The 25,534-nt window shown below is 71.8% G+C and carries 20 protein-coding genes, 1 tRNA gene and 1 riboswitch; of the genes, 4 read left to right on the plus strand and 17 right to left on the minus strand.

Annotation, left to right across the window (positions count from 1 at the left end; genetic code table 11):
- Positions 1–170: 170 nt before the first annotated feature.
- A tRNA-Leu gene (locus BKD26_RS17850) sits at positions 171–252 on the minus strand.
- Between the two features lie 424 nt (positions 253–676).
- Between BKD26_RS17850 and BKD26_RS17855 the strand changes: the two genes are divergently transcribed.
- Together BKD26_RS17855 and BKD26_RS17860 are read left to right on the plus strand one after the other, a co-directional pair.
- Positions 677–1,447, plus strand: a complete 771-nt coding sequence (locus BKD26_RS17855) for an ABC transporter ATP-binding protein (protein ID WP_084899035.1) — start codon at positions 677–679, stop codon at positions 1,445–1,447.
- A 69-nt stretch (positions 1,448–1,516) separates the two neighbouring features.
- Positions 1,517–4,045 (plus strand): ABC transporter permease, encoded by a 2,529-nt coding sequence (locus BKD26_RS17860; protein WP_084899036.1) that lies wholly within the window; start codon positions 1,517–1,519, stop codon positions 4,043–4,045.
- A gap of 58 nt (positions 4,046–4,103) precedes the next feature.
- On the opposite strand, the gene BKD26_RS17865 is transcribed toward BKD26_RS17860, so the two are convergent.
- The 13 genes from BKD26_RS17865 to BKD26_RS17925 form a co-directional block, all read right to left on the minus strand.
- A complete protein-coding gene (locus BKD26_RS17865) occupies positions 4,104–5,408 on the minus strand; it encodes a cyclopropane-fatty-acyl-phospholipid synthase family protein (RefSeq protein ID WP_084899038.1) in 1,305 nt (434 codons plus the stop codon).
- Between the two features lie 277 nt (positions 5,409–5,685).
- Positions 5,686–7,068: an NAD(P)/FAD-dependent oxidoreductase gene (locus tag BKD26_RS17870; RefSeq protein ID WP_084899039.1), complete on the minus strand. Its 1,383-nt coding sequence runs from the start codon at positions 7,066–7,068 to the stop codon at positions 5,686–5,688.
- A gap of 359 nt (positions 7,069–7,427) precedes the next feature.
- Positions 7,428–8,348 (minus strand): Ppx/GppA phosphatase family protein, encoded by a 921-nt coding sequence (locus tag BKD26_RS17875; RefSeq protein WP_084899041.1) that lies wholly within the window; start codon positions 8,346–8,348, stop codon positions 7,428–7,430.
- The gene (locus BKD26_RS17880; protein WP_084899042.1) at positions 8,345–8,875 is read right to left on the minus strand and encodes a DUF501 domain-containing protein; all 531 of its coding nucleotides are present in this window, start codon (positions 8,873–8,875) and stop codon (positions 8,345–8,347) included. The genes BKD26_RS17875 and BKD26_RS17880 overlap by 4 nt, the downstream gene beginning before the upstream one ends.
- 14 nt (positions 8,876–8,889) lie before the next feature.
- Positions 8,890–9,360, minus strand: a complete 471-nt coding sequence (locus BKD26_RS17885; protein WP_084899044.1) for a septum formation initiator family protein — start codon at positions 9,358–9,360, stop codon at positions 8,890–8,892.
- A 93-nt stretch (positions 9,361–9,453) separates the two neighbouring features.
- Positions 9,454–10,734, minus strand: coding sequence for a phosphopyruvate hydratase (eno, locus tag BKD26_RS17890; RefSeq protein ID WP_107417901.1), 1,281 nt, complete (start codon positions 10,732–10,734; stop codon positions 9,454–9,456).
- 299 nt (positions 10,735–11,033) lie between these two features.
- Complete coding sequence (locus tag BKD26_RS17895) at positions 11,034–11,735, minus strand: transglycosylase family protein (RefSeq protein WP_084899047.1); 702 nt, start codon at positions 11,733–11,735, stop codon at positions 11,034–11,036.
- A gap of 3 nt (positions 11,736–11,738) precedes the next feature.
- Positions 11,739–11,917: riboswitch (cyclic di-AMP (ydaO/yuaA leader) on the minus strand.
- A 259-nt stretch (positions 11,918–12,176) separates the two neighbouring features.
- Positions 12,177–13,112: a transglycosylase family protein gene (locus tag BKD26_RS42030; RefSeq protein ID WP_277622393.1), complete on the minus strand. Its 936-nt coding sequence runs from the start codon at positions 13,110–13,112 to the stop codon at positions 12,177–12,179.
- A 180-nt stretch (positions 13,113–13,292) separates the two neighbouring features.
- Positions 13,293–14,546, minus strand: a complete 1,254-nt coding sequence (locus BKD26_RS17905; RefSeq protein ID WP_084899050.1) for a cytochrome P450 — start codon at positions 14,544–14,546, stop codon at positions 13,293–13,295.
- Entirely contained in the window at positions 14,543–15,535 is a 993-nt protein-coding gene (locus tag BKD26_RS17910) for a nucleoside triphosphate pyrophosphohydrolase (protein WP_084899051.1), read from the minus strand. The genes BKD26_RS17905 and BKD26_RS17910 overlap by 4 nt, the downstream gene beginning before the upstream one ends.
- A gap of 9 nt (positions 15,536–15,544) precedes the next feature.
- The gene (locus tag BKD26_RS17915; RefSeq protein WP_241518710.1) at positions 15,545–16,198 is read right to left on the minus strand and encodes a SurA N-terminal domain-containing protein; all 654 of its coding nucleotides are present in this window, start codon (positions 16,196–16,198) and stop codon (positions 15,545–15,547) included.
- Positions 16,199–16,280: 82 nt separating this feature from the next.
- Positions 16,281–16,700 carry a GtrA family protein gene (locus tag BKD26_RS17920; protein WP_084899053.1) on the minus strand — a complete coding sequence of 140 codons (420 nt, stop codon included), beginning with the start codon at positions 16,698–16,700 and terminating at the stop codon, positions 16,281–16,283.
- Complete coding sequence (locus tag BKD26_RS17925; RefSeq protein ID WP_084899054.1) at positions 16,697–17,680, minus strand: glycosyltransferase family 2 protein; 984 nt, start codon at positions 17,678–17,680, stop codon at positions 16,697–16,699. Before BKD26_RS17925 ends, BKD26_RS17920 begins: the two co-directional genes overlap by 4 nt.
- 126 nt (positions 17,681–17,806) lie before the next feature.
- On the opposite strand from BKD26_RS17925, the gene BKD26_RS17930 reads away from it, so the two are divergent.
- Together BKD26_RS17930 and BKD26_RS17935 are read left to right on the plus strand one after the other, a co-directional pair.
- Positions 17,807–20,185, plus strand: coding sequence for a YfhO family protein (locus tag BKD26_RS17930; RefSeq protein WP_084899352.1), 2,379 nt, complete (start codon positions 17,807–17,809; stop codon positions 20,183–20,185).
- A 10-nt stretch (positions 20,186–20,195) separates the two neighbouring features.
- Positions 20,196–21,014: a class I SAM-dependent methyltransferase gene (locus tag BKD26_RS17935; RefSeq protein WP_084899056.1), complete on the plus strand. Its 819-nt coding sequence runs from the start codon at positions 20,196–20,198 to the stop codon at positions 21,012–21,014.
- On the opposite strand, the gene BKD26_RS17940 is transcribed toward BKD26_RS17935, so the two are convergent.
- The 3 genes from BKD26_RS17940 to BKD26_RS17950 form a co-directional block, all read right to left on the minus strand.
- Positions 21,009–22,535: a serine/threonine-protein kinase gene (locus BKD26_RS17940; protein ID WP_084899058.1), complete on the minus strand. Its 1,527-nt coding sequence runs from the start codon at positions 22,533–22,535 to the stop codon at positions 21,009–21,011. The genes BKD26_RS17935 and BKD26_RS17940 overlap by 6 nt on opposite strands.
- Positions 22,532–23,161 (minus strand): hypothetical protein, encoded by a 630-nt coding sequence (locus BKD26_RS17945; RefSeq protein ID WP_084899059.1) that lies wholly within the window; start codon positions 23,159–23,161, stop codon positions 22,532–22,534. The genes BKD26_RS17940 and BKD26_RS17945 overlap by 4 nt, the downstream gene beginning before the upstream one ends.
- Before the next feature lie 122 nt (positions 23,162–23,283).
- Positions 23,284–25,353, minus strand: coding sequence for an N-6 DNA methylase (locus BKD26_RS17950; protein ID WP_179166577.1), 2,070 nt, complete (start codon positions 25,351–25,353; stop codon positions 23,284–23,286).
- Positions 25,354–25,534 lie beyond the last annotated feature (181 nt).

Below are 25,534 nucleotides of genomic sequence, written 5' to 3' on the forward strand. Positions count from 1 at the left end.
CTCACTCCTCCATGGCCGCCGTGCGCGGCCTTGAGACAAGAGTAATGGGCAAGCAAAAGAAACACCCTAGTGCTCGGGGAGGATCTTTCACTCCCGTCACACCGGCCCAGGCCGGTTCCTGCCGGTCGTCCGGTTTTTCGTGGGACCGCTCCCGCCAGGAAGCTCGGGAGTGCCCGGAACCGGACTCGAACCGGTACGGCCCGAAGGCCAGCGAGGTTTAAGCTCGCCGTGTCTGCATTCCACCATCCGGGCGTTACCCCGCGGCCCCGCGTTGGCACATGAGCCTATCGGGGCGCGTCCCCCGAACAGCGGAACGATGGCCCGATGTTGTCTTATTTTATTGACGCTTGAGGGTGCGTCAGTGCAGGTGAACGGCGTCACACAGCAGCCTCCAGGGGCTCCCGGCCGCAAAGATCCACGCAAAGGAATGACGGAAAGTCGCCGCCCGGTGTCACCCGGTCGGTGAACGGGCGGGTGACACCGGCTCCCGGAGCGGGGGCCTCCGGTCTCCCGGAGCGGGTCTCAGGGGCCCCGTCATACCTCAGGAGGAGGGGTGAGCCCCCCGGTCCGACTCCAGGCTGCCCCCGATACGGGCATGCGGACGGACGCCCGGCGGGGCGGCCGGCGATGACGATGGAGGGGTCCTCGAAGAACAGTCCTCGACAGGAGCCCCCTCGTGACCGCCACCCCCACCGCTTACCGCGCCACCGCGGTAGCCGCCCGCGCCACGGATCTGTCCAAGGTCTACGGACAGGGCGAGACCCAGGTGGTCGCCCTGGACCGGGTCACGGTGGACTTCCACCAGGGTGAGTTCACCGCGATCATGGGCCCCTCCGGCTCCGGCAAGTCGACGCTGATGCACTGCGTGGCCGGGCTCGACACCTTCAGCAGCGGGTCCGTACGCATCGGCGACACCGAGCTGGGCTCCCTCAAGGACAAGCAGCTCACCCAGCTGCGCCGGGACAAGATCGGCTTCATCTTCCAGGCGTTCAACCTGCTGCCGACGCTGACCGCCCAGGAGAACATCACGCTCCCTATGGACATCGCGGGCCGCAAGCCCGACAAGGAGTGGGTGCGCAAGGTCATCGACATGGTGGGCCTGTCCGGGCGGCTCGGCCACCGGCCCGCGCAGCTCTCCGGCGGCCAGCAGCAGCGCGTCGCCGTGGCCCGCGCGCTGGCCTCCCGCCCCGAGATCATCTTCGGTGACGAGCCGACCGGGAACCTCGACTCCCGCTCCGGCGCCGAGGTGCTGGGCTTCCTGCGCAACTCCGTACGCGAACTGGGGCAGACCGTCGTGATGGTCACCCACGACCCGGTGGCCGCCTCCTACGCGGACCGGGTGATCTTCCTCGCGGACGGCCGGATCGTCGACGAGATGCTGCGCCCGACGGCGGACGGCGTGCTCGACCGCATGAAGGAGTTCGACGCCAAGGGCCGCACGAGCTGACGCCCCGCAGGGGCGCGCCCGCCCCGGACGACCCACGCCGATCCCTCTTCACCCCAGGACTCACACCTCATGTTCCGTACCGCCTTGCGCAATGTGCTCGCGCACAAGGCCAGGCTGCTGATGACCGTGCTCGCCGTCATGCTCGGCGTGGCGTTCGTCTCCGGCACCCTGGTCTTCACCGACACCCTGTCCAACGCCTTCCGCAACCAGTCGGCCAAGAGCTACGACGACGTCGCGGTCGCCGTCACCTCGTACGCCGACGAGAACGACGCCACGCAGGAGCCCGGCCTCTCCCAGCAGACCGTCAACAAGGTCGCGAAGGTGGACGGGGTCGCCTCCGTCACCGGACGGGTGGACGGCTTCGCCGGTGTCGCCGACCCCGACGGCAAGCTGATAGGCGTCGGCTGGTCCAACAAGGGCGCCAACTTCGCCCCCGGCGAGGACGGCAAGGACCCCGCGTACGACTTCACCGACGGCTCCGGCCCGGTGAAGGACGACCAGATCGCCCTCGACAAGGACACCGCCGCCAAGGGCGCGTACAAGGTCGGCGACCGGGTGCGGGTCGCCACGAACGGGCCGGTCAAGGAGTACACCCTCGCCGGTGTCTTCACCACCGACGACGGCGCCGTCAGCGCCGGCGGCAGCCTGGTCCTCTTCGACACCTCCGTCGCCCAGAAGCTCTACCTGAAGCCGGGCTACTACAAGGAGCTGACCGTCACCGCCGCGCCCGGCGCCGACGACGCGAAGATCCTCGCCGCCGTGGAACCGCTGATCCCGGACAACGCCCAGGCCCAGACGGGCGCCGCGCTCGCCGACGAGCAGGCGAGGGCGATCGAGGAGGAGCTGAGCAGCCTCAACCAGATCCTGCTCGGCTTCGCGGGCATCGCCCTGTTCGTCGGGGTCTTCCTGATCGCCAACACCTTCACCATGCTGGTCGCGCAGCGCACCAAGGAGCTGGCGCTGATGCGCGCCGTCGGTGCCTCCCGCAAGCAGATCACCCGGTCGGTACTGGCCGAGGCCGGTGTGGTGGGCCTAATCGCCTCCGCCGTCGGTCTGGTGCTCGGTGTCGGGCTGGCCGTGGGGCTGCGCTCCGGCATGGCCGCGTTCGGCATGAAGGTGCCCGGCGGTCCGCTCGTCATCGGTATGACGCCGGTGATCGCCGCGTTCGGTGTCGGCGTGCTGATCACCATGTTCGCCGCCTGGCTGCCCGGCCGCCGCGCCGCGAAGATCCCGCCGGTGGCCGCGATGAGCAGCGTCCACGCGGTGGCGACCACCAAGTCCCTCGTCGTACGCAACTCCATCGGCGGTGGGCTGACCGCCATCGGCGCGGGCGCGATCCTGGGCGGTGCCGCGATGGGCTCGGACGGCCGGTGGATCATCGCCCTCGGCGCGTTCCTGGCGCTGATCGGCGTGATCGTCCTGATCCCGCTGCTGTCCCGCCCGGTCATCGCCCTCGTACGGCCGCTGCTGGTGCGCGCCTTCGGGGTGTCCGGCAAGCTGGCCGGCCAGAACGCGGTCCGCAACCCGCGCCGCACCGGCGCCACCGCCTCCGCCCTGGCCATCGGCCTGACGCTGGTCACCGGCCTGTCGGTGCTGGGTGTCACCGTCGGCACGGCCATCGACAAGATGACCACGGACCAGATCAAGGCCGACTACATGGTCACCATGGCCAGTGGCGGCGACCTGGACCGGTCCGCGCTCACCGCGCTGGAGAAGGCGCCGGGCGTCACGGCGGTCTCGCCCCAGCAGTCCACGTCCTTCGACGTCGGCGACAACTGGGTGTCGGCGTCGGCCATCACTCCGGGTGACATCGAGCGGGTCCTCAACGTCGAGGTGGTCGGCGGCTCGCTGGACTCGCTCGGCAAGGGACAGCTGGCGGTCGCCGAGAAGACGGCCACCAAGCGCGGCTGGAAGGTCGGCGACACCCTGCCGGTCACCTTCAACGACGACAAGAAGGGCGAGCTGACGGTCGGCGCCGTCTACAAGGACAGCGAGTTCCTCTCGCCGGTCCTGGTGGACACCGAGGTCGTCGCGCCGCACGAGGTGAAGCCGTACATCCCGCAGATCTTCGTGAAGATGGACGGCGGCCAGAGCGCGGCGAACGAGAAGGCCCTGATCAACGCCCTGGGTGAGAACCCGGCGATCAGCGTGATGGACCACAAGGACATCCGCGACCAGTTCGGCGGCTTCATCAACATGATGCTGAACGTCATGTACGGCCTGCTGGCCATGGCCCTGCTGATCGCGGTGCTCGGCGTCGTCAACACCCTGGCGATGTCGGTCTTCGAGCGGCAGCAGGAGATCGGCATGCTGCGGGCGATCGGTCTGGACCGCCGCCGGGTGAAGCGGATGGTGCGGCTGGAGGCCGTGGTCATCTCGGTCTTCGGCGCGGTGGTCGGCATCGGCCTCGGCTCGTTCCTGGGCTGGGCGATCGGCCAGACCATCAAGTCGAGCCTGCCGGGCTACGCGCTGGTCGTCCCGTGGGACCGGATCGGGATCTTCCTGGTCCTGGCGGCCCTGGTGGGCGTGCTGGCCGCGATGTGGCCGGCGCGCAGCGCGGCGAGGCTGAACATGCTGAACGCCATCAAGGCCGAGTAGCACCCCCGGAAGAAGCAGAGCCGGGTTCCCGTCGGGTGGGAACCCGGCTCTTGCCGTGTCAGCGGCCCGCGCGCTCGGTCCACTCCCGAGTCCGCAGCGGCAGCCCGGAGACACCGTCGTCGGGCGTGCGTACGGCGAGGATCTGGTTGACGCCGATCCGGTTGCGTTCGAAGGAGACGGCGGAGGCGGCCATGTACAGGCGCCAGACGCGGGCCCGGCCCGGTGAGGTGAGCCGCGCGGCCTCGGCCCAGTTGGCCTCCAGGTTGGCCACCCAGCGCCGCAGGGTGAGGCCGTAGTGCTCGCGGATGGCCTCGACGTCCCGGACCTCGAACCCGGCCTCCTCCAGGGCGGCGGTGGTACGGGCGACGGGCGCGAGCTCGCCGTCGGGGAAGACGTACCGGTCGATGAAGTCGTCGACGCGGTAGGCGGCTTCGTTCTTCTCGGGGCGGCGGGAGATCTGGTGGTTCAGGAGCCGGCCGCCGGGCTTGAGCAGGGCGTACAGGTCGTCGGCGTACTCCTGGTAGCGGGCCTGGCCGACGTGCTCGGCCATCCCGATGGACGAGATGGCGTCGTACGGCCCGTCCTTGACGTCCCGGTAGTCCTGGACGCGGATCTCGACCAGGTCCGTCAGGCCCTCGTCGGCGATCCGCTTGCGGGCGTAGGCGGCCTGCTCGGTGGAGAGGGTCACGCCGACGACGCGGGCGCCGTACTCACGGGCGGCGTGGATGGCCATCGAGCCCCAGCCGCAGCCCACGTCGAGCAGCCGCTCGCCCGCCTTGAGGGCGAGCTTGCGGCAGATGAGGTCCAGCTTGGCGGCCTGTGCCTCTTCGAGGGTGCCGTCCTCGGTCCAGTAGGCGCACGAGTAGACCATGGACGGGCCGAGGACCAGTGCGTAGAAGTCGTTGCCGACGTCGTAGTGGTGGCTGATGGCCGCCTTGTCGCGCCGCTTGGTGTGCAGCGGTCCGGTGCGGCGCCTGACCTCCTCGGCGGGCGGCGGGGGCGGCGGCCACGGCCCGGCGAGCCGGACCAGGGTGCGGGCGGCGGCGCGGAGTCTGGGGTCCCGTACGGGGTGCACGGCGTCCTTGTCGTCGGCGCCGCGCTCCCAGACGAGCGCCGCGAGCCGGTCGAGCGTCTCGTACAGATCGCCCTCCACGTCGAGCTCCCCGGCGACCCAGGCCCGGGCGAGCCCCAGCTCCCCCGGCTTCCACAACAGCCGTCGCAGCGCCCGGCGGTGGCGTACGACGAGGACGGGCGCACCCGGCGGCCCCGCTTCGCTGCCGTCCCAGGCGCGGATGCCGACCGGGAGCGGAATGCCCAGCAGGTCCTCGGCGAGCGTGGTGAGCCGCGACGCGGCGTCGGCCATGGTGCACACCTCCGTGATGAGGGGTCCCAGAAATGCTCAACACCACGAAAACACCCGGCGGGCGCGGATGCGTCCCGAAGCGAGGCAATGCGACGGCAAAATGCCCCGTTCCCGTCCGTCACACGCCTTGACGCCCCCTCAGCCCGCCGGAGCCGCCCCGGTATCCGGACTCCCGCGTCCGGGTACGCGAAAGGGGCCGCCTGCACCACGGATGGCAGGCGGCCCCTTTGCGTGGGCCTCGGTCCGGTGACCGGGGTCAGGACCGGTCAGGACCGGGTCAGGAGGCCTTGGCCTTCTCCGGCTTCGACGCCGACGGCGCCGCCGGGGCCGGCTTGGCCGCCTCGTAGAACTCCTCGCGCGGCGACTCGATGGCGCCGAGCGAGACGACCTCGCGCTTGAGGAACATGGCGAGCGTCCAGTCCGCGAAGACGCGGATCTTGCGGTTCCAGGTCGGCATCGCCATGCCGTGGTAGCCGCGGTGCATGTACCAGGCGAGACGGCCCTTGAGCTTGATCTTCACCTTGCCCATGACGATCATCGCGACGCCCTTGTGCAGGCCGAGACCGGCGACCGCACCCTTGTTGGCGTGGCTGTACTCCTTCTGCGGGAAGCCCCGCATGCCGGAGATCACGTTGTCGCCGAGGACGCGGGCCTGGCGCAGCGCGTGCTGGGCGTTCGGCGGGCACCAGGCGTTCTCGTTGCCGGCCTTGCGGCCGACGAGGTCCGGGACCTGGGCGTTGTCGCCGGCGGCCCAGATGTAGTCGGTGCCCTTGACCTGGAGCGTGGCGTCGCAGTCCACGTGGCCGCGCGGGCCCAGCGGCAGGCCGTAGCGGGCGAGCGCCGGGTTGGGCTTCACACCGGCGGTCCACACGATGGTGTTGGAGTCGACCTCCAGGCCGTTCTTCAGCACCACGTGGCCGTCGACGCAGGAGTCCATGGACGTCGAGAGGTAGACCTCGACCCCGCGGCCCTCCAGGTGCTCCTTGCCGTACGTGCCGAGCTTCGGCCCGACCTCGGGAAGGATCTTGTCCGCGGCGTCCACCAGGATGAAGCGCATGTCCTCGCGCTTCACGTTCTTGTAGTACTTCGCGGCGTCGCGGGCCAGGTCCTCGACCTCGCCGATGGTCTCCGCGCCGGCGAAGCCGCCGCCCACGAAGACGAAGGTCAGCGCCTTGCGGCGGACCTCCTCATCGGTCGTCGAGTCGGCCTTGTCCAGCTGCTCGAGGACGTGGTTGCGCAGGCCGATGGCCTCCTCGATGCCCTTCATGCCGATGCCCTGCTCGGCGAGGCCGGGGATCGGGAAGGTGCGGGAGACCGCGCCGAGCGCGATGACGAGGTAGTCGAAGGGCAGCTCGTAGGCCTCGCCGACGAGCGGCGCGACCGTGGCGACCTTGCGGTCCTGGTCGATGGTGGTGACCCGGCCGGTGAGTACCTCGGCCTTGGGCAGCACGCGTCGCAGCGGGACGACGACGTGCCGCGGCGAGATGCTGCCGGCGGCGGCTTCGGGCAGGAAGGGCTGGTAGGTCATGTACGACCGGGGGTCGACGACCGTGACGGTCGCCTCGCCGTAGCGCATCTTCTTGAGAATGCGCCGAGCTGCGTACAGGCCTACGTACCCACCGCCTACTACGAGGATCCTGGGACGCTCCGTGGTGCTCATGCCATCGAGTATCCACCCGCTGGAGGGGGGTCGCTCGTGCGCCCCTTCACAAGGTTCTGGGGTACCTCTGCTACACTGCGCGGCCCGCGTGACCGAGGTCATGGCGCGGAGGGGGAACCAGGGTGTAACGGAAGGCGTTGTTCACCCCCGCTGAACTGGGCGAGCGAGCACCTTTTAACGGTGGACCACACCGCAGTTCACGCCTGCGAAACATAGGCCAACCACTGCCCACGAGCGTAGACAAGGGCCCTGAGGGAGGCACCAGAGGCCCTTGAGCGGCTCCGCGACCCCCATCAGGGCCCTTTTCCTTGTGAAGAACTTCACGAACTTTTCCGACCGCCTGTCCGGCGGAGCGGGGATCAGACGAGCGACAGGGCGATTCCGTCCAGAATGTCGTGTTCGGAGACGACCACCTCACGGGCCCCGATCCGCTCCATGACGGCCAGCAGGACCAGCGCCCCGGAGACGATGACGTCCACCCGCCCCGGGTGCATGACCGGGATCGCGGACCGCTCGTCGTGGCTCGACGCGACCAGCCGCGCCGTCACCTCGGCGACCTGCTCGTAGCGGATACGGGAGCGGTGGATCGCCGCCGAGTCGTACTCCGCCAGCCCCAGCGCGATCGCCGCGACCGTCGTGACCGAACCGGCCAGCCCGACGAGCGTCTCCGCGTCCCGCAGCGGAACGGTCTCCTCCGCCAGGTCAAGCGCCGCCTCGACGTCCGCCCGGATCGCGGCCACCTCGGCCTCCGACGGCGGGTCGCTGCGCACATGACGCTCGGTCAGGCGTACGCAGCCGATGTCGACCGACCGGGCGGCGCGCGCGTGCAAGTCGCCGACGACGAACTCCGTGGAGCCGCCTCCGATGTCCACGACCAGGTACTCCCCCGCGCCGGCGTCCTTCAGCTCCTTGGTCGCCCCGGTGAAGGAGAACTCCGCCTCCTGGTCACCACTGATGACCTCGGGCTCCACGCCCAGGATGTCCATGACGCCCCGGACGAAGTCGTCCCGGTTCTCGGCGTCGCGCGAGGCCGAGGTCGCCACGAAACGCAGCCTCTCCGCCCCGTACTCCTTGATGACGGCCGCGTACTCGCGGCACGCGGCGAACGTCCGCTCCAGCGCCTCGGGCGCGAGCCGGCCGGTCCTGTCGACGCCCTGGCCGAGCCGGACGATCGTCATCCGGCGGTCCAGGTCGGTGACTTCGCCGCTCGCCGGGTCGACGTCGGCGACGAGGAGGCGGATGGAGTTCGTACCGCAGTCGATGGCGGCGACCCGGGTCACTGGTCGTCCTCCTTCTGCGGACTGACGCAGGGGCCCTTGGCCCACCACTCCGGCAGCATCGCGATGGCCTCGTCGCCCAGCGGGTTCACGCCGGGGCCGGCGGCCAGCGAGTGACCGACGAGCACGTGCAGGCACTTCACGCGGTCCGGCATCCCGCCGGCGCTCGGGAAGCCCTCCAGCACCTCGATGGCGTCACGGCGCGCGATGTAGTCCTCGTGCGCCGCGCGGTAGGCGGCGGCCAGCTCCGGGTCGGTCTGGAGCCGCTCGGACATCTCCTTCATGACGCCGTTCGCCTCGAGCGTGCCGATCGCGGAGGCCGCGCGCGGGCAGGTGAGGTAGTACGTCGTCGGGAACGGCGTGCCGTCCGGGAGCCGGGGCGCGGTCTCCACCACGTCCGGGTTGCCGCACGGGCAGCGGTGCGCGATGGCGCGCAGGCCGCGCGGCGGGCGGCCGAGCTGTTCCTTGAACGCCGCGACGTCCGCCTCGGTGGGCTCGGTGCGTTCGGTCTGCGGAGGGGGCGTTTCCATGCCTGCCTTGGGTTCTACTTGCGGTCGGTGCGGTCGGCGGTGTCCACGCCGTCCCAGAGGTTGGAATACCAGGGGCGGTCGGCCGCGCCCTGGTCGGTGCGGCGCTGGCGCACCGCGTCGGGGTCGATGACCGTGTAGCCGGTCTCCCCCGGGAGTACATAGTGCAGGTGCTCGCGGGCGAGGCGCTTGATGTACGCGTCGTCCTGGAGCCGCGCCTTCTCGTCGCGCAGCCGTTCGACGCGCTCGCTCGCCTCGGCCGCCAGCCGCTCCTGCTCGGCGATCTCGGCGCGCTGGGACACCCATTGGCGCATCGGGTAGGCCAGGGCCACCACGAGTGAGCAGACGACCAGCGCGAGGAAGGCCGCGCGGCCGGTGAGCCGGGAGCGGCGGTCGTGCCGTCGGCTCTGGGAGCGGTAGACGCGGGCGGCGGTCTGCTCGCCGAGCAGTCGCAGCCTGGTCGCGGTGGAGAACCGGTCCCGGGCCATGTGCTTACCCGCCTCCCCTTGCCCGTTACGTACGTACGTCCCCGGACACGGTACGGGACCGTGGCCGGGGACGTACGGAGGCTGGTGCGGAGATCAGCCCTTGAAGCGCGGGAAGGCGCTGCGGCCCGCGTACACCGCCGCGTCGTCGAGGATCTCCTCGATGCGCAGCAGCTGGTTGTACTTGGCGACGCGCTCGGAGCGGGCCGGGGCGCCGGTCTTGATCTGGCCGCAGTTGGTGGCGACGGCCAGGTCGGCGATGGTGACGTCCTCGGTCTCGCCGGAGCGGTGCGACATCATGCACTTGAAGCCGTTGCGCTGGGCCATCTCGACGGCGTCCAGGGTCTCGGTCAGCGAACCGATCTGGTTGACCTTGACCAGCAGGGCGTTGGCGGCGTTCTCCTCGATGCCGCGCGCCAGGCGCTCCGGGTTGGTGACGAACAGGTCGTCACCGACGAGCTGGACCTTGGAGCCCAGCTTCTCGGTGATGGTCTTCCAGCCGTCCCAGTCGTCCTCGAACAGCGGGTCCTCGATGGAGACCAGCGGGTACGCGTCGACGAGCTCGGCGTAGTAGTCCGTCATCTCGGCGGCCGAGCGGGACTTGCCCTCGAACTCGTAGGCGCCGTCCTTGTAGAACTCGGACGCGGCGACGTCGAGCGCCAGGGCGATGTCCTTGCCCGGGGCGTAGCCGGCCTGCTTGATGGCCTCGAGGATGAGGTCGAGGGCGGCGCGGTTGGAGTCGAGGTTCGGGGCGAAGCCGCCCTCGTCGCCCAGACCCGTGGAGAGGCCCTTCTCCTTCAGGACCTTCTTCAGGGTGTGGTAGACCTCGGCGCCCCAGCGCAGGGCCTCGGAGAAGGACTCCGCGCCGATCGGGGCGATCATGAACTCCTGGATGTCCACGTTGGAGTCGGCGTGCGAGCCGCCGTTCAGGATGTTCATCATCGGAACGGGCAGCAGGTGCGCGTTCGGGCCGCCCAGGTAGCGGAAGAGCGGCAGGTCGGACGCCTCGGAGGCGGCGTGCGCGACGGCGAGGGAGACGCCGAGGATGGCGTTGGCGCCGAGCGACGACTTGTCCGGGGTGGCGTCCAGGTCGAACATCGCCTGGTCGATCAGCCGCTGCTCGGTGGCGTCGTAGCCGACGAGCTCCGGGCCGATCTGCTCGATGACGGCGAGGACGGCCTTCTCGACACCCTTGCCGAGGTAGCGGTCCTTGTCACCGTCGCGGAGCTCGAGGGCCTCGAACGCTCCGGTGGACGCACCGGACGGGACGGCAGCACGGCCGGTGCTGCCGTCGTCGAGGCCGACCTCGACCTCGACCGTGGGGTTGCCTCGGGAGTCCAGGATTTCCCGGGCTACGACGACGTCGATGGACGGCACGAGCATCTCCTTCTGGGATGTGACGCAAAATGTGACGCATGCGGTGCAGGGTCTCTTTGGCCTTGCGGCAAGAGCCTAACCGCCCTGAGGGCCGGAGCCGGCCGACGCCCGCCTCCTGGGACGAAAAAGGGCTCACGAGTCGGCATTACGGGCAAAACGCCACGAAACTTACTGGCTGGTAGCCGTGGTGTGCGGGGGGTCGCTCAGGGGTGCGGCGGGTGCGGCAGGTGCGGCGACGGGAAACCCCGGCCCGGCGCATACAGGGGAAGGACACGCCGGGCCGGGGTGGTGCGCGGGGCTCAGCTCAGGTGGAGCTGCTGGCCCGGGTAGATCAGGTCGGCGTCGTCGACGATGTCCTTGTTCAGCTCGAAGAGCTTCTCCCAGCCGCCCGCGACCTTCTTTTCGGCGGCGATGATGCTGAGGGTGTCGCCGGCCTTCACCTTGTACTCGCCGTCGCCCTTCTCGACCTTCTTGCCGGTCGGGGTGGTGACGGTCTTCTTCGGCGCGGCCTGAGGAGCGGCCTCGGCCTTCGGCGCGGTGCGCTGCTCGCTGCGCGTGGTGGGCTGCTCGGCCGTGCGCTCCTGCTGCGGCTGCGGCTGGGCCTGCTCGGCGCCGCCGCCGTCGTACGAGGCGTTGGACAGGCCGACGCCGCAGCTCGGCCACGCGCCCTTGCCCTGGCCGGCGAGGACCTTCTCGGCTATCTCGATCTGCTGCGACTTGGAGGCCTGGTCGGCGGTCGGGGCGTACGCGGTGCCGCCGTACGCGGCCCAGGTGGAGGCCGAGAACTGCAGACCGCCGTAGTAGCCGTTGCCGGTGTTGATGGACCAGTTGCCGCCGGACTCGCACTGGGCGACCTTGTCCCACTCGGCGGCGGTGGCGGCCGAGGCGGACGTGGCGCCCATCAGCGGGGCGGCGACGGCCACACCGGTGATGCCGGCGAACGCGGCGAACCGGGCGGCCTTGGAGGGGCGACGGTGCTTGGCCTTGCTGGAGAACAGCATGGGACATCTCCTCACCGACGCCTGCGAGGTGAGCTGTCGGGTTCGGGCGTGAGCTGCCCGGCCGCGCGGCACTGCTGTGCGCGCGGCTTCACCCCAAGCCGGTTGTCGGTGCCATGTCTCCATGACTGCCGGGCCGGCACTTACCTTGGGTCCCCCGCTCCTGCCTTCGGCGCGTGACGCGACGACTGTTCCCGTCGACCGGCGGCAGGATTCGGCGTTCCGGTCGATGGGGCCCGCGGTGGCGAGCGGTCACGACGGTAGACACAGACCTCCCCGAAGTTCAAAGACGGACATCGGGGTCAATCCGCCCGTACGCGCCTGCCCTTGACGGGCGTTTACGCAGGTGACGGGCGGATTGTGCGGTTCGGTCGGCGTTGGCGCGCCAGTTGGGGCGAAGAGATTCATGTCTCACTTACACAGAAGCGGACATTTACCCCGCGCTCAGGGCTGATCCGGCGTCAGCTCCAGGCTCTGGCCAGGAAGGATGAGGTCCGGGTCGGCGCCGACGGTGTCCTTGTTGGCCTCATAGAGGGCCGACCAGCCACCGGGGAACTGGTGCTCGTCCGCGATGGTCCAGAGGTTGTCGCCGGGACGGACGGTGTACGCGCCGGGCTCGACGTTCCCCGGGTCGCGTGTCGCCCCGTCACCCCGGGAGGCATGCCCGTCGTTTTCGCGCCCGGTGACCGAATTGCCGGTATCGGTGGGATCGGTGGGTCCGCTGGGCTTGGTGGTGCTTTCGCCCTCCGGTGTGGCAGGGGCGGCCGGGGCCTTCGGGTCGGTCGCCGCGGGCTCCTCCGGGTCGGCCTCGCCGCGGTGCTTGCCGGTGCCGGGGGCGGGGCTCTGGGCCGGGTCCCCGGTCGGGGTCCCGGTGGGGGTCCCGGTCGGGTCGGGCGTCGCCGGGGTGGGCTCGGTGGGCAGGAGCGTCCCGGCCGGGTCGGCCGGCTGGGACGCCTCGGGCGCGCCCGGGTCCTCGAGCGTCTCGGCGGGGTCCGTCGCCTCGGGCGCCGCCGGGGCGGTCTCACCGGGCGCGGTGGGCACGATGCCCAGGTCGGCCTCGGGCGTCGTGGTGGCGCCGCCCAGGCCCGCGATGGGGGCGCAGGTCTCCCACATCTTGACGCCCGTCGCGGCGTAGGCCTTCTCGGCGACGGCTATCTGCTCGGTGCGGCTGGCGAGGTCGGGGCGCGCGGCGTGGGCGAGACCTCCGTACGACTCCCACGTCTCCTGCGACATCTGCAGGCCGCCGTAGAAGCCGTTGCCGAGGTCGGCGCTCCACATGCCGCCGGACTCGCATTCGGCCACCCGGTCCCATGTGGTGGCGTCCGCCGCCGACGCGGAACCCGCGCCGAGCAGCGGGAGCGCGATGGCGGATCCGGTCACCCCTGCCGCGACGACGATGGCGGGGGCTTGACGGGGTCGTCGGTGCCGGCCGTTCCCGGAGCGCATGCGGTGCTGCCTTTCGCGTGACTGCTGAGGTGGGGGTGAACGTAGCGGCATTCGAACGCCAGTCACAAGTCGATGCAGCGGAGATTACGCGAAGATCACAGTTCTGACGGAGCGTCACTTCTCAATAGGGGCGAACTCGACCGGGAGTGTGCGCAGTCCCCGCATAATCAGCCCCCCACGCCACCGCAAATCGGCCGGATCCACCGCAAGCCGAAGGTCGGGGAGGCGGGTGAGCAGCGTCGCGAGCGCGGTCTGCCCCTCCAGCCGGGCGAGCGGTGCGCCGAGGCAGTAGTGGATGCCGTGCCCGTACCCCAGGTGCTGGTTGTCGCGCCGCGCCAGGTCGAGGGTGTCCGGCTCGGTGAACCGCTCCGGGTCCCGGTCGGCCGCGGCGAGCACGACGAGGACCGGGTCGCCGGCCGCGATCCGCTCGCCGCCGATGGTGAGCGGCTCGGTCGCGAACCGCCACGTCGCCAGCTCCACCGGCCCGTCGTAGCGCAGCAGTTCCTCGACCCCGGTCTCCAGCAGCCCGCGCTCTCCGGCGGCGAGGGAGTCCTGGAGCGCGGTGCGCTGGCCGGGGTTGCGCAGCAGGGCGTACACCCCGTTGCCGATCAGGTTCACGGTGGTCTCGAAACCGGCGAACAGGAGGATGAAGGCCATCGCGGCGGCTTCGTTCTCGGTGAGGTGCTCGCCGTGGTCCGAGGCCCTGATGAGCCCCGAGATCAGGTCGTCGCCCGGATCCTCCCGCTTGCGGTGGATCAGCTCGGCGAGGTACCCGCGCATCTTCTTCACCGACCGCGCCACCCCGCCGCGCGGCCCGCCGCCGTGCCGGATCATCATCCCGGCCCAGTCGCGGAAGTCGTCCTGGTCCTCGCGGGGCACGCCCAGCATGTCGCAAATGGCGTAAATGGGGAGCGGGAAGGCGAACTCATGGATGAGGTCCGCGCTCCCCTTTGTAGCGAAGTTGTCGATGAGCCGGTCCGTGAGCTCCTGCACACGCGGCGCGAACTCGGCCACGCGGCGGGGCGTGAACGCCTTCGAGACCAGGCGGCGCAACCGGGTGTGGTCCGGCGGGTCGATGTTGAGCAGATGCGTCATCAACTCGGCCTTGCGCTCGCCCGGAATGCCGGTCTTGCCCTTGGCGTGCGCGGGCTCGTCGTGATGCGCCGGGTTCTTGCTCAGCCGCTGGTCGGCCAGCGCCTGCCGGGCGTCCGCGTACCGGGTCACCAGCCACGCCTCGACCCCGCTGGGCAGCTTGGTGCGGTGCACGGGCGCGTGCTCCCGCAGCCAGGCGTAGGCGGGGTACGGGTCGGTGGCGAACTCCCAGGTGAAGAGCTCGGGCGCGGCGGGCGGGGGGTTCCGGTCGGTCACTCCTCGACGGTATCCGGCGCCCCGGCGGCTTCCGCCGCGCGGATCGCGTCCCGGTAGGCCCGGCCGGCCGCCCGCAGCGCCGCCTCCGGGTCCACGCCCGCCGCTTCCGCCCGTACCGCCAGGGCCAGCAGCTCGTAGCCGAGGCCGTCGCCGGAGGGCAGCGGGACGTCCAGGCCCGCGTTGCGGACCCGGCTCGCGAGCTTGGCCGCCAGGGCGAGGCCCGGCTGGCCGAGCGGGACGCCGTCGGTCACCGACGCGCGCCGCTTCTCGATCGCCTTCGTCCGCAGCCAGTGCTCCTTGACCTCCTCCGGCGTCTCGGCGCGCTCCTCGCCGAAGACGTGCGGGTGGCGGTGGATGAGCTTGTCGACGATCGTGCCGGCCACGTCGTCGATCGAGAACGGCTCCTCCTCGTGCTCCTGGGCGATCCGCGCGTGGAAGACCACCTGGAGGAGCACGTCCCCGAGCTCCTCGCGCAGCTCGTCGCGGTCGCCGTCCTCGATGGCCTCGACGAGCTCGTACGCCTCCTCGATGCCGTACTTCGCCAGGCCCTTGTGGGTCTGCTGCGAGGACCAGGGGCATGCGCGGCGGATGCGGTCCATCACCTCGACGAGGTCCAGCAGCCGGGCGCCCGGCAGGTCGTACGAGCCGGGCAGCAGCTCCAGGTCGGGCATCGCGACCCGGCCGGAGCCCGCCATGCGGGCCAGCCCGTCCGTCAGGGCGCCCTCGCCCTCGCCGGCCGCCACGACCACCACGGTGGCGCCCCCGGCGCAGGCGCCGACCAGCTCCTCGGCGATCGGCGCGGCGATCTCCACCGTGACGCCCGCCTCACGCAGGTACGGCAGCTGAGGGTGCGCGTCGTCGGCGCACAGGACCCGGTCGGCTGCGTGCAGCGTCCGCCACGCGGGCCAGGACAGCAGCCCGGGCGCGACGCGGTGGCTGGCGGTGAGAAGGACGATACGGCCAGGGGTGTCGGGGGTGTCGGCGTTCACCCCTCGAACCTACATCTGCTGCTGCTTGCCGATCTGCCGGATCCAGGGCGCGCTGTACTCGCCCAGCTGGATCTTGTCGTTGTCCCACGTGCCGTACCGCGGGTTCACGTCGATGTCGAGGGCCTTCGAGGCCGCGGCGAAGACCTCGGTGAGCTTCTGCTGCCCCTCCGGGGTGTTCCCGGCGCCCAGCTTCGCGGCGATCTTGTTCATAAGGACGTTGCGCCGCACGACGCCGTCGATCTCGTCGGGGGCGACGCCCTGCTGCTGGAGCAGCATCGCGGCGAGTTGCTCCTCGCCGCCGCTCTGGGCCGCGGCGGACCGGCGGGTCTCCTGGACCTCCTTGCGGCTGGCGGTGATCCCGTGGTCGGCGGCGACCTTCTCCACCACCCGGTCGAAGATCATCCCGTTGAGCTTCTCGCGGTTCAGGTCGCCGGTGGCCTCGATCAGCTGCTTCGCCTGCGGGGACGCCTCCTGGGCGCTGCGTACGTCCCTGACCTGGGCCTGGAGCGCGGCCACCTCGATCCGGTCGCCGTCGACGACGGCCGCCGCGCCCGGGTGGGCGTCGCTTCCGCAGCCGGCCAGGAGCGGTGCCGCGGCGAGGAGCGCGGCGGAGACGGAGAGCGCGGTGCGACGGCGGCGATGCTGGCTGCGCAGGCGGTGCAAAGGAGCCTCCCGGCGTGGGTCGTGCGTCAGTGGGAACGACCGTGCGGTGATCGATGGTATGCAGTGGAAGTGGCGTAGGCCACTACTTCCGAGCCACTGCTTGGGTCAACGACTCACGCGTCCGGGCGGTCTCGGGACCCAGCATGATCGTCCGGGAGACGACGAAGGTGATCGGGATGGCCGCCGCGGCGGCGACCAGCGGCGCGTACCGGCTGGAGAAGCCCGCCCCGTCCACCAGCAGCCACACACCGCTCGTCGTGATCACGAAGTTCGCGGCATTGGTCAGCGGGAACAGCAGGAACTTCCGCCACGTCGGACGGGTCCGGTAGGTGAAGCGGCAGTTCAGGAAGAAGGACCCGGTCATGGACGTGAGGAACGCGACGACATGCGCGGCCACGTAGGGCAGGCCGACGGTCAGGAACAACAGGTAGCAGCCGTAGTACGTGGCGGTGTTCACCACGCCCACCAGCGCGAACCTGACGATCTGGCCCCGGACGGTCATCGGCGTACGAGCTCCCCACGGGGTGGTCGGTGCGGTACGGGGGTGTTGGTCGCCTTCACCAGGAAGTGCGGGCGCCGTTTCACCTCGTAATAGATACGGCCCACATACTCCCCGACCAGTCCCAGCATCACCATCTGTACGCCGGCGAGTGCCGTGACCGTCACCAGCAGGGTGACATAACCGGGGGTGTCGACACCGTTCACCAGCGCGACACCGACGATCCAGGCGGCATACGCGGTGGCGAGGGACACCAGCAGCAGGCCGAGATAGAGCGCGGCCCGCAGCGGTTTGTCATTGAAGGAGATCAGACCGTCCAGGCCGTAGTTGAGCAGCTTGCCGAAGGTCCATTTCGAGCGGCCCTGCTCGCGCCGCGCGTTCTCGTACTCGAAGGTGGTGGTGCGGAATCCGACCCAGGCGAAGAGACCTTTGGAGAAACGGTTGTACTCGGTGAGTTCCAGTACCGCGTCGACGGTCCGGCGCGACAGCAGCCGGAAGTCGCCGACGCCGTCGACGAGCTCGACGTCGACGAGCCGGTTGATCAGCCGGTAGTAGGCGCGGGCGGCGACGGTACGGGTCACCCGGTCGCCCGTGCGGGTGCGCCGGGCGATCACCTGGTCGAAGCCCTCGCCGTGCAGCCGCAGCATGCGGCGTATCAGCTCCGGCGGGTGCTGGAGGTCGGCGTCCATGATGACGACCGCGTCCCCGCCCGCGTGCTGCAGGCCGGCCAGCATCGCCGCCTCCTTGCCGAAATTGCGACTGAAGGAGACATAACGTGTATGGGAATCCGAAGCCGCGATCCCTTGGAGGAGGGTGAGCGTACGGTCATGACTTCCGTCGTCCACATAGACCAGCTCGTATTCCACCGTGAGGTCCGCGGCGAATTCCGCCGCGAGGGAATCGAGCTCCGTGGTCACATGGTCGTGGAAGCGGCCGATGATCTCCTCTTCGTTGAAACACGGCACAACTATCGAGATCAGCACGGAAGAACGACAACCGATGTGCGTGTCGGTGGCGGTCGCTCCACATGGCGGTCAGGCGACCATTGAATGAACTGGGCCAGGAGAGCGGTGTTTTCGCCTGTGGGCGCTGGCATATTCGGCCCCACCATGCAGAGACACGTGCCCCGCGCCGGCGCCCTCGCCGGGCTGCTCGCCGGGTTCCTCACCGCCCTCGCCGTCTGCGCCGGAGACGCCGTCGCCCGGACCTTCCCCTTCGGGCCGCGCACCCGCGGCATCAACGACCTGGGCAACCAGTTCGTGCCGTTCCACGCCCACCTGTGGGACCTGCTGCACGGGCGGGCGGACGGCGGGCTGCTGCTCAACTGGTCCTCCGGCTACGGCACGAGCTTCCTGCCGGACCTCGGCACCTACCTCACCAGCCCGTTCGCGCTGCTCGTCGGTCTCTTCCCGCGCGACGACATCGACCTCGCCGTGTATGTGATCACGGTCCTGAAGATGGCCGTCGCGGCCGCCGCCATGAGCGTGCTGCTGCTCGCGCAGCGCCCGGGCCCCTGGTGGGGCGCGGCGGTGCTGGGGGCCTCGTACGCGCTGTGCGGCTGGTCCGTCATCGAGGCGTCGTACAACCCGATGTGGCTGGACGGGCTGATCGCCTTCCCGCTGCTGTGCCTGGTCGGCGAGTGGGTGCGGACGGGGCGGCATCCAGTGCTGGGGCCGGTGGTCGTCGCGGTGGCGTGGGTCGCCAACTTCTACACCGCGTACATGGCGACGATCGGCGCGGCGCTGGTCCTGGTGGCGCGCGCGGTCCCCGGATGGCGGCTCCTGGGACGGGCGGCGTGGACCGTGCTCCTGGGGATCGGGCTCGCCGCGCCGGTCCTGGTACCCGTCTTCCTCGGGTCACGGCACGCCTACCCGGGCTGGACGCGGCAGTTCGCGCCCGCCGGTTGGGGGGACATGGCCGCGCGGATGCTGCCGGCGACGTACGGCTTCTTCACCCCGGCCGTCTTCCTGGGCACCAGTGCGCTGCTGCTGGCGGCGGCGCTGCCGTTCCACCGGGGGGTGCCGGGGCGGGAGCGGTGGATATGGACGGGGCTCGTGGTGGGCGTGGTGCTGTCCTTGCAGTGGGAACCGACGCACCTGGTCTGGCACGTGTTCGCCACGCCCAACGGCAGCCCGTACCGCCAGACGTTCGTCCTGGCGGGGGTGGTGGTGCTCGCTGCGTGGACGGGCGTGTCGTACGGCTGGCCGGGGTGGCGGGCGCTCGCGGGCGGAACGCTGGTCCTGGGCGTGGTCGTCGCGGCCGCGGCCTTCGGGGACCTGGCGTCCTGGTGGGCGTACGCCCTGTTCGGGGCGGGGCTGGTGGCCGGTGTCGGCGGCGTGGCGCTGGTACGCCTGAGGGCGCGGCGGTACGGGATCGCCGGCGCCGTGCTGCTGGCGGGCGTCCTGGTCGGGCAGGCCGCGGCGACCACGGCGTACGCCGACCGGGAGCGGCCCGCCCGGCTGGACGACTACCCGGCCTGGGGCGCGGCGCACGAGGCGCGGGCCGCCGCGGTGGCCGGGGCCGACGGGTGGCCCCGCTACCGCACCGACCCCGGGCGCCCGCAGCTGACGGGCAACGACCCGCTGCTGGTGGGCGGCCAGGGCGCCGCGTACTACAGCAGCCATACGCCGGCGGTGCTGACCCGGACGCTGGCGGCGCTGGGCGGCGGGTGGACGTCGAACGGGCGGAACCTGCAGTCCCTGGACAACCCGGTGACGGACGCGCTGTTCGGGGTGGGCGCGCGGTGGCGGGACTCCTCACTGGTACGGCGGGCGGACGTCCTGCCGCTCGTGACGGTCCGGCCGGCCGGCCGGGAACTCCGGTACGGGGCTTCGCCGTTCCGTAACCAGGAGCTGCTGCTCGGGTCACGCGTCTACGACCTCCCCGCCGATGGCGCGTGCCCGGTCGGCAGCGACGTCTTCCTGTGGGCGCCCGACTTCACCGGCACGGCCCGCCTCGGGGCGGGCCAGCCGGTGGAGCTCCGCGGCGGCCTGCCCAAGCGGCGCGCCCCGATGACGCCACTGGGTACGCAGCGGGCGGCGGGCGTGACGGTGACCCTGTCCGGTGACGGCGCCGTCCCGCCGCGCGGGAGCGTCGGCTGCCTGGACCGGGCCCGGCTGTCGGCTGCCGTGGCCCGGCTGAAGGCGACCGGCGCGGTCACGGTCCACGTCACCGGCGACGGCATCCGCGCCGACCTGCCCCCGGGCACCCGCGGCACGGCCGTCCTGGCCGCCCCCCGCATCGCCGGCTGGCGCTGCGAGGGCCGCCCGGCCGGTTCGTACGGCGGGTTGGTGGCGTTTGACGTCGGCGGCGACCGGACAGCGGTCTCGTGCTCCTTCCGGCCGCCCGGGCTGCGGGCCGGTGCCGGCATCGGGGGCCTGGCGCTCGTCGTCCTGGTGGCGGTCCGCGGCGCGAGTCGCCTGCGCGCCACCAAGACTTCACCCGTGCACCACCGTGCCGTGACCCCCACGGCGGGCCGGGCGGCGTAGCTTGCCCCGCATGCCCTCTCTTCTGAGCAACCGGCTGGCGAAGCGCGTCCTGCGCCCCGCGTTCGCCCTGGTCGAGCAGCGCATGGAGCGCGTGACGACCACGTTCCAGGCAGACCTCGACGCCCTGCACCACGAAGTGGCCGACCTGCGCCGCCAGAGCTATGGCCTCGGGCTGCTGCTCGACCAGGCCGGGCGCGACGGGCACCGGATGCCCACCGCGACCCAGGTCGACACCCTCGTACGCGAAGTGCGCGCCGTCACCGGCGACGGCGGCGACCGGGCCCGGCACGACATCACCGTCGCCTACCGCCACCTGGTGGCGGTGGAGGCGCTCGGGGCCGGCGGCCTGGCCGGCACGGTCTCGGACGTGTGCGGGCGCCTCGCGACCGTCCCGCTGCTCGCCCCGCCGAACGGCGACGTGCTGGAGATCGGCACCCTGCACGGACTGTTCGCGGCCGCGCTGCAACGGATGCTGCGGCGCGACGGCGTCGAGGCGCGGCTGACGATCGTCGACCCGCTGGACACCTCGCCCACCCGCGAGAACATGGTGCGCGGCAACCTGGCGCTGGGCGGCGGGGCCGGTACGGCGGACGCGGCGCGGATCGCACGGGGCGGCTTCGGTGACGCGGACGTACGGGAGCGGATCGCCGACCGCCGCTACGGCGTGATCGTGGTGAACGGCGACCACGACCTGGCGGCCGTACGGGACCTGGCGGCTCCCGGGGCGGTCGTCGTCCTCGGCCCGGATGCCGGGGCGCGCCCGGCGGGGCTCACCGGGCTCGGGCGGGTCGCGGACTCGGTGTACTGCCGGGCGGCCGCGGCCTCATAGGCCCCGCATCCGCTGCTGGCGCTCCAGCGCGCGGCGCAGCTCCGCCGGGAGCGGGTGGTACGGCCCGTACGCCCGCTCCGCGTCGTACATCAGGTTCTGCAGCTGCTGCTGGGCCGCCGTGTGGTCGCCCATCGCCAGCAGCAGGTGCCCTATGCGGTGCCGGATGTCGAAGGCGCGGGCGGGGTCGGCGCCGGCCGACTGGCTGCTCGCGCAGTACGGCAGGACCGCGCGGTACTCGGCGAGCGCGGCGGCCGTCTCGCCCAGCTGCTCCAGGCACAGCGCCGCGTCGTACCGGAACTGCAGCGTCTGTGGGTCGGCCGGTCCGGCCTCGGCCGCGCGGTCGTCGGCGAGGCGCCGCAGCTCGGGCAGGGCCCGCCGGTACTGGCCGTCGTCCATCAGCGTCGTCGCGTACTGCTTGCGCAGGATCCGCACGACCGGCGAGTGCTCGCCGTGCTCGGCGGCGGCGGCCGGGAGGATCCCGCCGAGGATGTCGACGGCCTGCGTGATGCTGCCCTCGCCGAGCAGCCGCTTCACCTCGTCGACGGCGGCCGCGACATCGGGGCGGGTCGCGGCGGGCGGGACGGCCGGCTGCGGCACGGGCGCGGGCGTGGTGGCCCGGTCGGGCCAGGGGGCGTGCGGGCGGAGGAACGGGCGCGTGGGGTCGAGGGGCCCGGCCGGGCCGCCCCGCGTGGGCAGCAGCGGGGCGAGGGACTCGTACACCTCCTGCGCGCAGGACGGGCGGGCTTGCGGGTCCTTGGCGAGCAGCCGCAGCACCAGGGCTTCGAGGGCCTCGGGTATCTCGGGACGCAGCTGGCGGACGGGCACCGGCGGCTCGTACAGGTGGCGGTGGAGGACGCCGAGGGCGGTGGAGCCGGCGAAGGGCACGTTCCCGCTCAGCAGTTCGTGGAGGAGTGCGCCGAGCGCGTACAGGTCGGTGTACGGGCCGACGGCGCCGCCCATGGCCTGCTCCGGTGCCATGTAGGCGGGGCTGCCGATGGGTGAGCCGGTGTGGGTGAGGCGGGTGGTGTCGGTGTCGATGACGGACGCGACGCCCAGGTCGAGGACGGTGACCGTGCCGTCGGGCTTCACCATGACGTTGCGCGGCTTGAGGTCGCGGTGGACGATCGGCACGGCGTGCACGGCGGCGAGCACGGCGCACAGCTGGGCGGCGACGGACACCGCCCACTGCCAGGGGTACGGGTCGTGCTCGGCGAGGTGGTCGGCGAGGTCGGCGCCCTCGACGTACTGCATGACCAGGTACAGGTCGTCGCCGTCGCTGCCCGCGTCGTGCACGGTGACCAGGCCGGGGTGGGAGACCTGGGCGGTGACGCGGCACTCGCGGACGAAACGGCGGCGCATCTCGCCGGCGGCGGTGGCGGCGGCCATGTGGTCGGGGCGCAGCAGCTTGACGGCGACGCGGCGGTCGAGGCGGCCGTCGTAGGCGGTCCAGACCTGGCCCATGCCGCCCTGGCCTATGACGGTGGACAGCTCGTACCTGTCGGCGATGACCCGCCCGTTCACTTGCCCTCTTCCCAGGGGTCCTTGGGGTCTTTGGGGTCGTTGCGGAGGAGGTCGCTGAGCTCGTCGAGCTCGGCGCGCACCTGGTGGATGCGCTGCGACTGGGGCTTCGCCAAGGGCTCGGGCTGTGGCTGGGGCTGCGGCTGGGGCTGGACCTGCGGCTGGGGCTGGGGCTGGGGCGGGGGCGGGGCGGCCGGCTGGGCGGGGGCCTGCGCCTGCGGGTAGCCGTAACCGGTCGCCTGCCGCGGGTACGTCGTCGTGTACGGGGTGACCGGCGCGGGTGCCGCGTGCCGCCGCTCGTGGTGGCGGATGTCGGCGTACAGGTGATAGCCGGTGAAGACGGCCGCGTTCAGCAGGATCCCGCCGATCGCCACGTCCGCCTTCCAATTGTCGACCTCGTCCACCGGCAGGAGGATGAACGCGAGGACGACGACCACGAGGGATACGGCGAACAGGACCCAGTCCAGTGCCTTGCGCGTCACGATCGCCAGCCGCAGCGTCGTCACCCAGGTGAGGAAGCCGAGGCTGAGCAGCGGGAGCAGCGTAAAGACGACGCGCAGCACGACCACCGCCGTCGTCGACGGGCGACGGGGCTGTGGTGGCACGATGCCGTAGCCGGGGCCGTACATTGCTGCTCCTGGGCGAACGAGTCGGATTCGGAAGTGAGCGTATACACCGACACTGACAAGTGCTTCCGGGTTGTGCGGAACCGTTGTCGAACCGATCACCGAGCCGGGTCCCGTACCCGTGCTCAGGCCTCGACCGTGCCGTCCGTCAGCCCGTCGTACATGCCCCGCACCAGCCGCTCCCCCAGCCGCCCCGCGACGCGCAGCGCCTCCTCGAACTCGGCCAGCGCCCGGAACCGTTCGCCGTACCGCCGCTGGTCGGCGAGCGGGAGGCGGGGCAGTTGGAGGCGCCGTACGTCGAGGCGGGTGGCGGTGGACGCGTAGCTGCTGGCCTGCCGGTTGTTGGCGGTGCCGCGCAGGAAGCCGGCCAGGAACCAGGGGTCGAGCGCGGCGGGGTCGGGGCGCAGCAGCTGGAGGTTGCGGCCGAGGGCGGCGCCCTCAGTGGCCTCGTCGACGACCCGGGCGATGGAGCCGCCGCCGAGGACGGGGACGACGACGTCACCTGTGCGTACGAGCACGGGCTCTTCGCCGGTGCCTTCGGGCAGGCTCCCGGAGGGGGCCTGCCCGGTCAGGACGTCTTGCTCGGTGAGGACGGTGACGGCCCCGCGGACGGTGAGGGGCCCGCCGGCGGTGACGTACCCGCCGGCGGTGCCCGAGCCGCCCGTACGCAGTTCGAGGGCGCCGGTGCGGGCGAGTTCGCCGACGGTGACGCCGGGGAGGCGGGCGGGTTCGGTGTGTGCCGCGGGCCGGGCGGGGAGCGGGGTGAGTTCGGCGGTGCGGCGCAGGACGGCCGTGAGCCGGTCGCGCACCCCGGCCAGTTCCTCGGCGCCGCCGGCGGCGGCCGGGGGCGGGAGGTGGCGGGCGGGGGCGAGGTCCACGTCGTCGTCGAGCAGTTCGATGACCGGGACGGAGCGGTGGGCGCCGGGCTGTTCGGCGACGGTGCCGTGTTTGTCGAAGGGCAGCCACGCGTCCAGTACGGCGGTGTGGACGGCCGGCCAGTCGAGCTTGTCGCGGCCCGTGTCGGTGTGCTCGGCGGTGTCGACGAGCAGCAGTTCCGGCGAGGCGGGGGCGCCCGCGGCGGGCTTGCGCAGCACCCACAGGTGGAGCGGGATGCCGTACGGGGGTGCCGCCCCGGCCGGGAGGGCGACGACCGCCCGCAGCGCGCCGCGGCGCAGCAGGTCGGCGCGGATGCGGCGGCCGGAGCGACGGGAGGCGGCGGCGGGGGGCATCAGCAGGACGGCGGTGCCACCGGGGCGCAGCCGGGCCAGGGCGTGCTGGACCCAGGCCAGTTCGGACTCGGTGCGGGCGGGGAAGCCGTACTCCCAGCGCGGGTCGTAGGCCAGTTCGTCGTGGCCCCAGTTGCGTTCGTTGAACGGCGGGTGGCAGAGCACCGCGTCGGCGGTGAGCTGCCCGAACGCGTCGGCGCGCAGCGAGTCGCCGACCCGGGCGCGGACCTCGGCGCCGGAGTGCAGGGCCAGCCGGAGTGCGGTGAGCGCGGCGAGGTCGCGGTCGGTCTCCTGGGCGTACAGGGCGGCGGGTTCGGCGACGGCGCGCAGCAGGGCGCCGGTGCCGGAGGCGGGGTCGAGCACCGTCCGGGCGGGGCCTGCTAGTTGGGCCATGAGCGCGGCGGGGCCGGGCGGGGTGAGGGTGTACTGGCGCGGGTTGGCATCCAGGTGGCGGCCGAGGAGGAACTCGAAGGCCTGCCGGGCGCCGGCTTCGGCGGCGAGCTCGGTGACGGCGCGCAGCAGCGGGACGGAGGGCGCGAGTTCGGTCGGGGGCGGGGTGGGGACGGCCCGTTCGATCCCGAAGCGGAGCGTCAGGACCTCTTCCAGGGCGGTGGGCAGCAGTTCGGCCATCCGCTCGTCGGACACGGCGGTCAGCTCCAGCCAGCCGCTGGGCCTCTCCCGTACGAGGAGGAGGGCGCAGCCGGCGTGCACGAGCGCGGCGACCGCCCCGGCCGGGTGCCCGGCGATCTGCTGCCAGACGCGTTCGCGCAGCGGTACCTCTGCGAGCTTGCCCTGGGCGCGCAGCCACCGTTCGACGTCGGCGAGGGCGAAGGAGGGGCTGGTCTCGGTGCCGCCGACGGGCTTGGGGAAGTCGGCGTGCCGACGGCGCCAGTTGCTGACGGCGGCCCGTCCCACCCCGGCGAGGCGGGCGATCCCGGCCGCGGTCACCTCTGCTGCGTTGTCCGGCACCTGGCTGACTCCTTCCGTCTGCTGCTGTGGCGCCGATCCTACAGCCGTACACAAGAGACTCCCCTTCACAGTGTGACCCAGCCCAGATCCCCTGAACCGTGTTGACTCGGTTCACAGGCTCTGGTCTTATTGACCCGTCGCCACACGGGGCAACTGCACGGGCCCCGACACAAACCCATGT

Source organism: Streptomyces sp. CB03238 (assembly GCF_002099185.1).
Classification (GTDB): domain Bacteria; phylum Actinomycetota; class Actinomycetes; order Streptomycetales; family Streptomycetaceae; genus Streptomyces.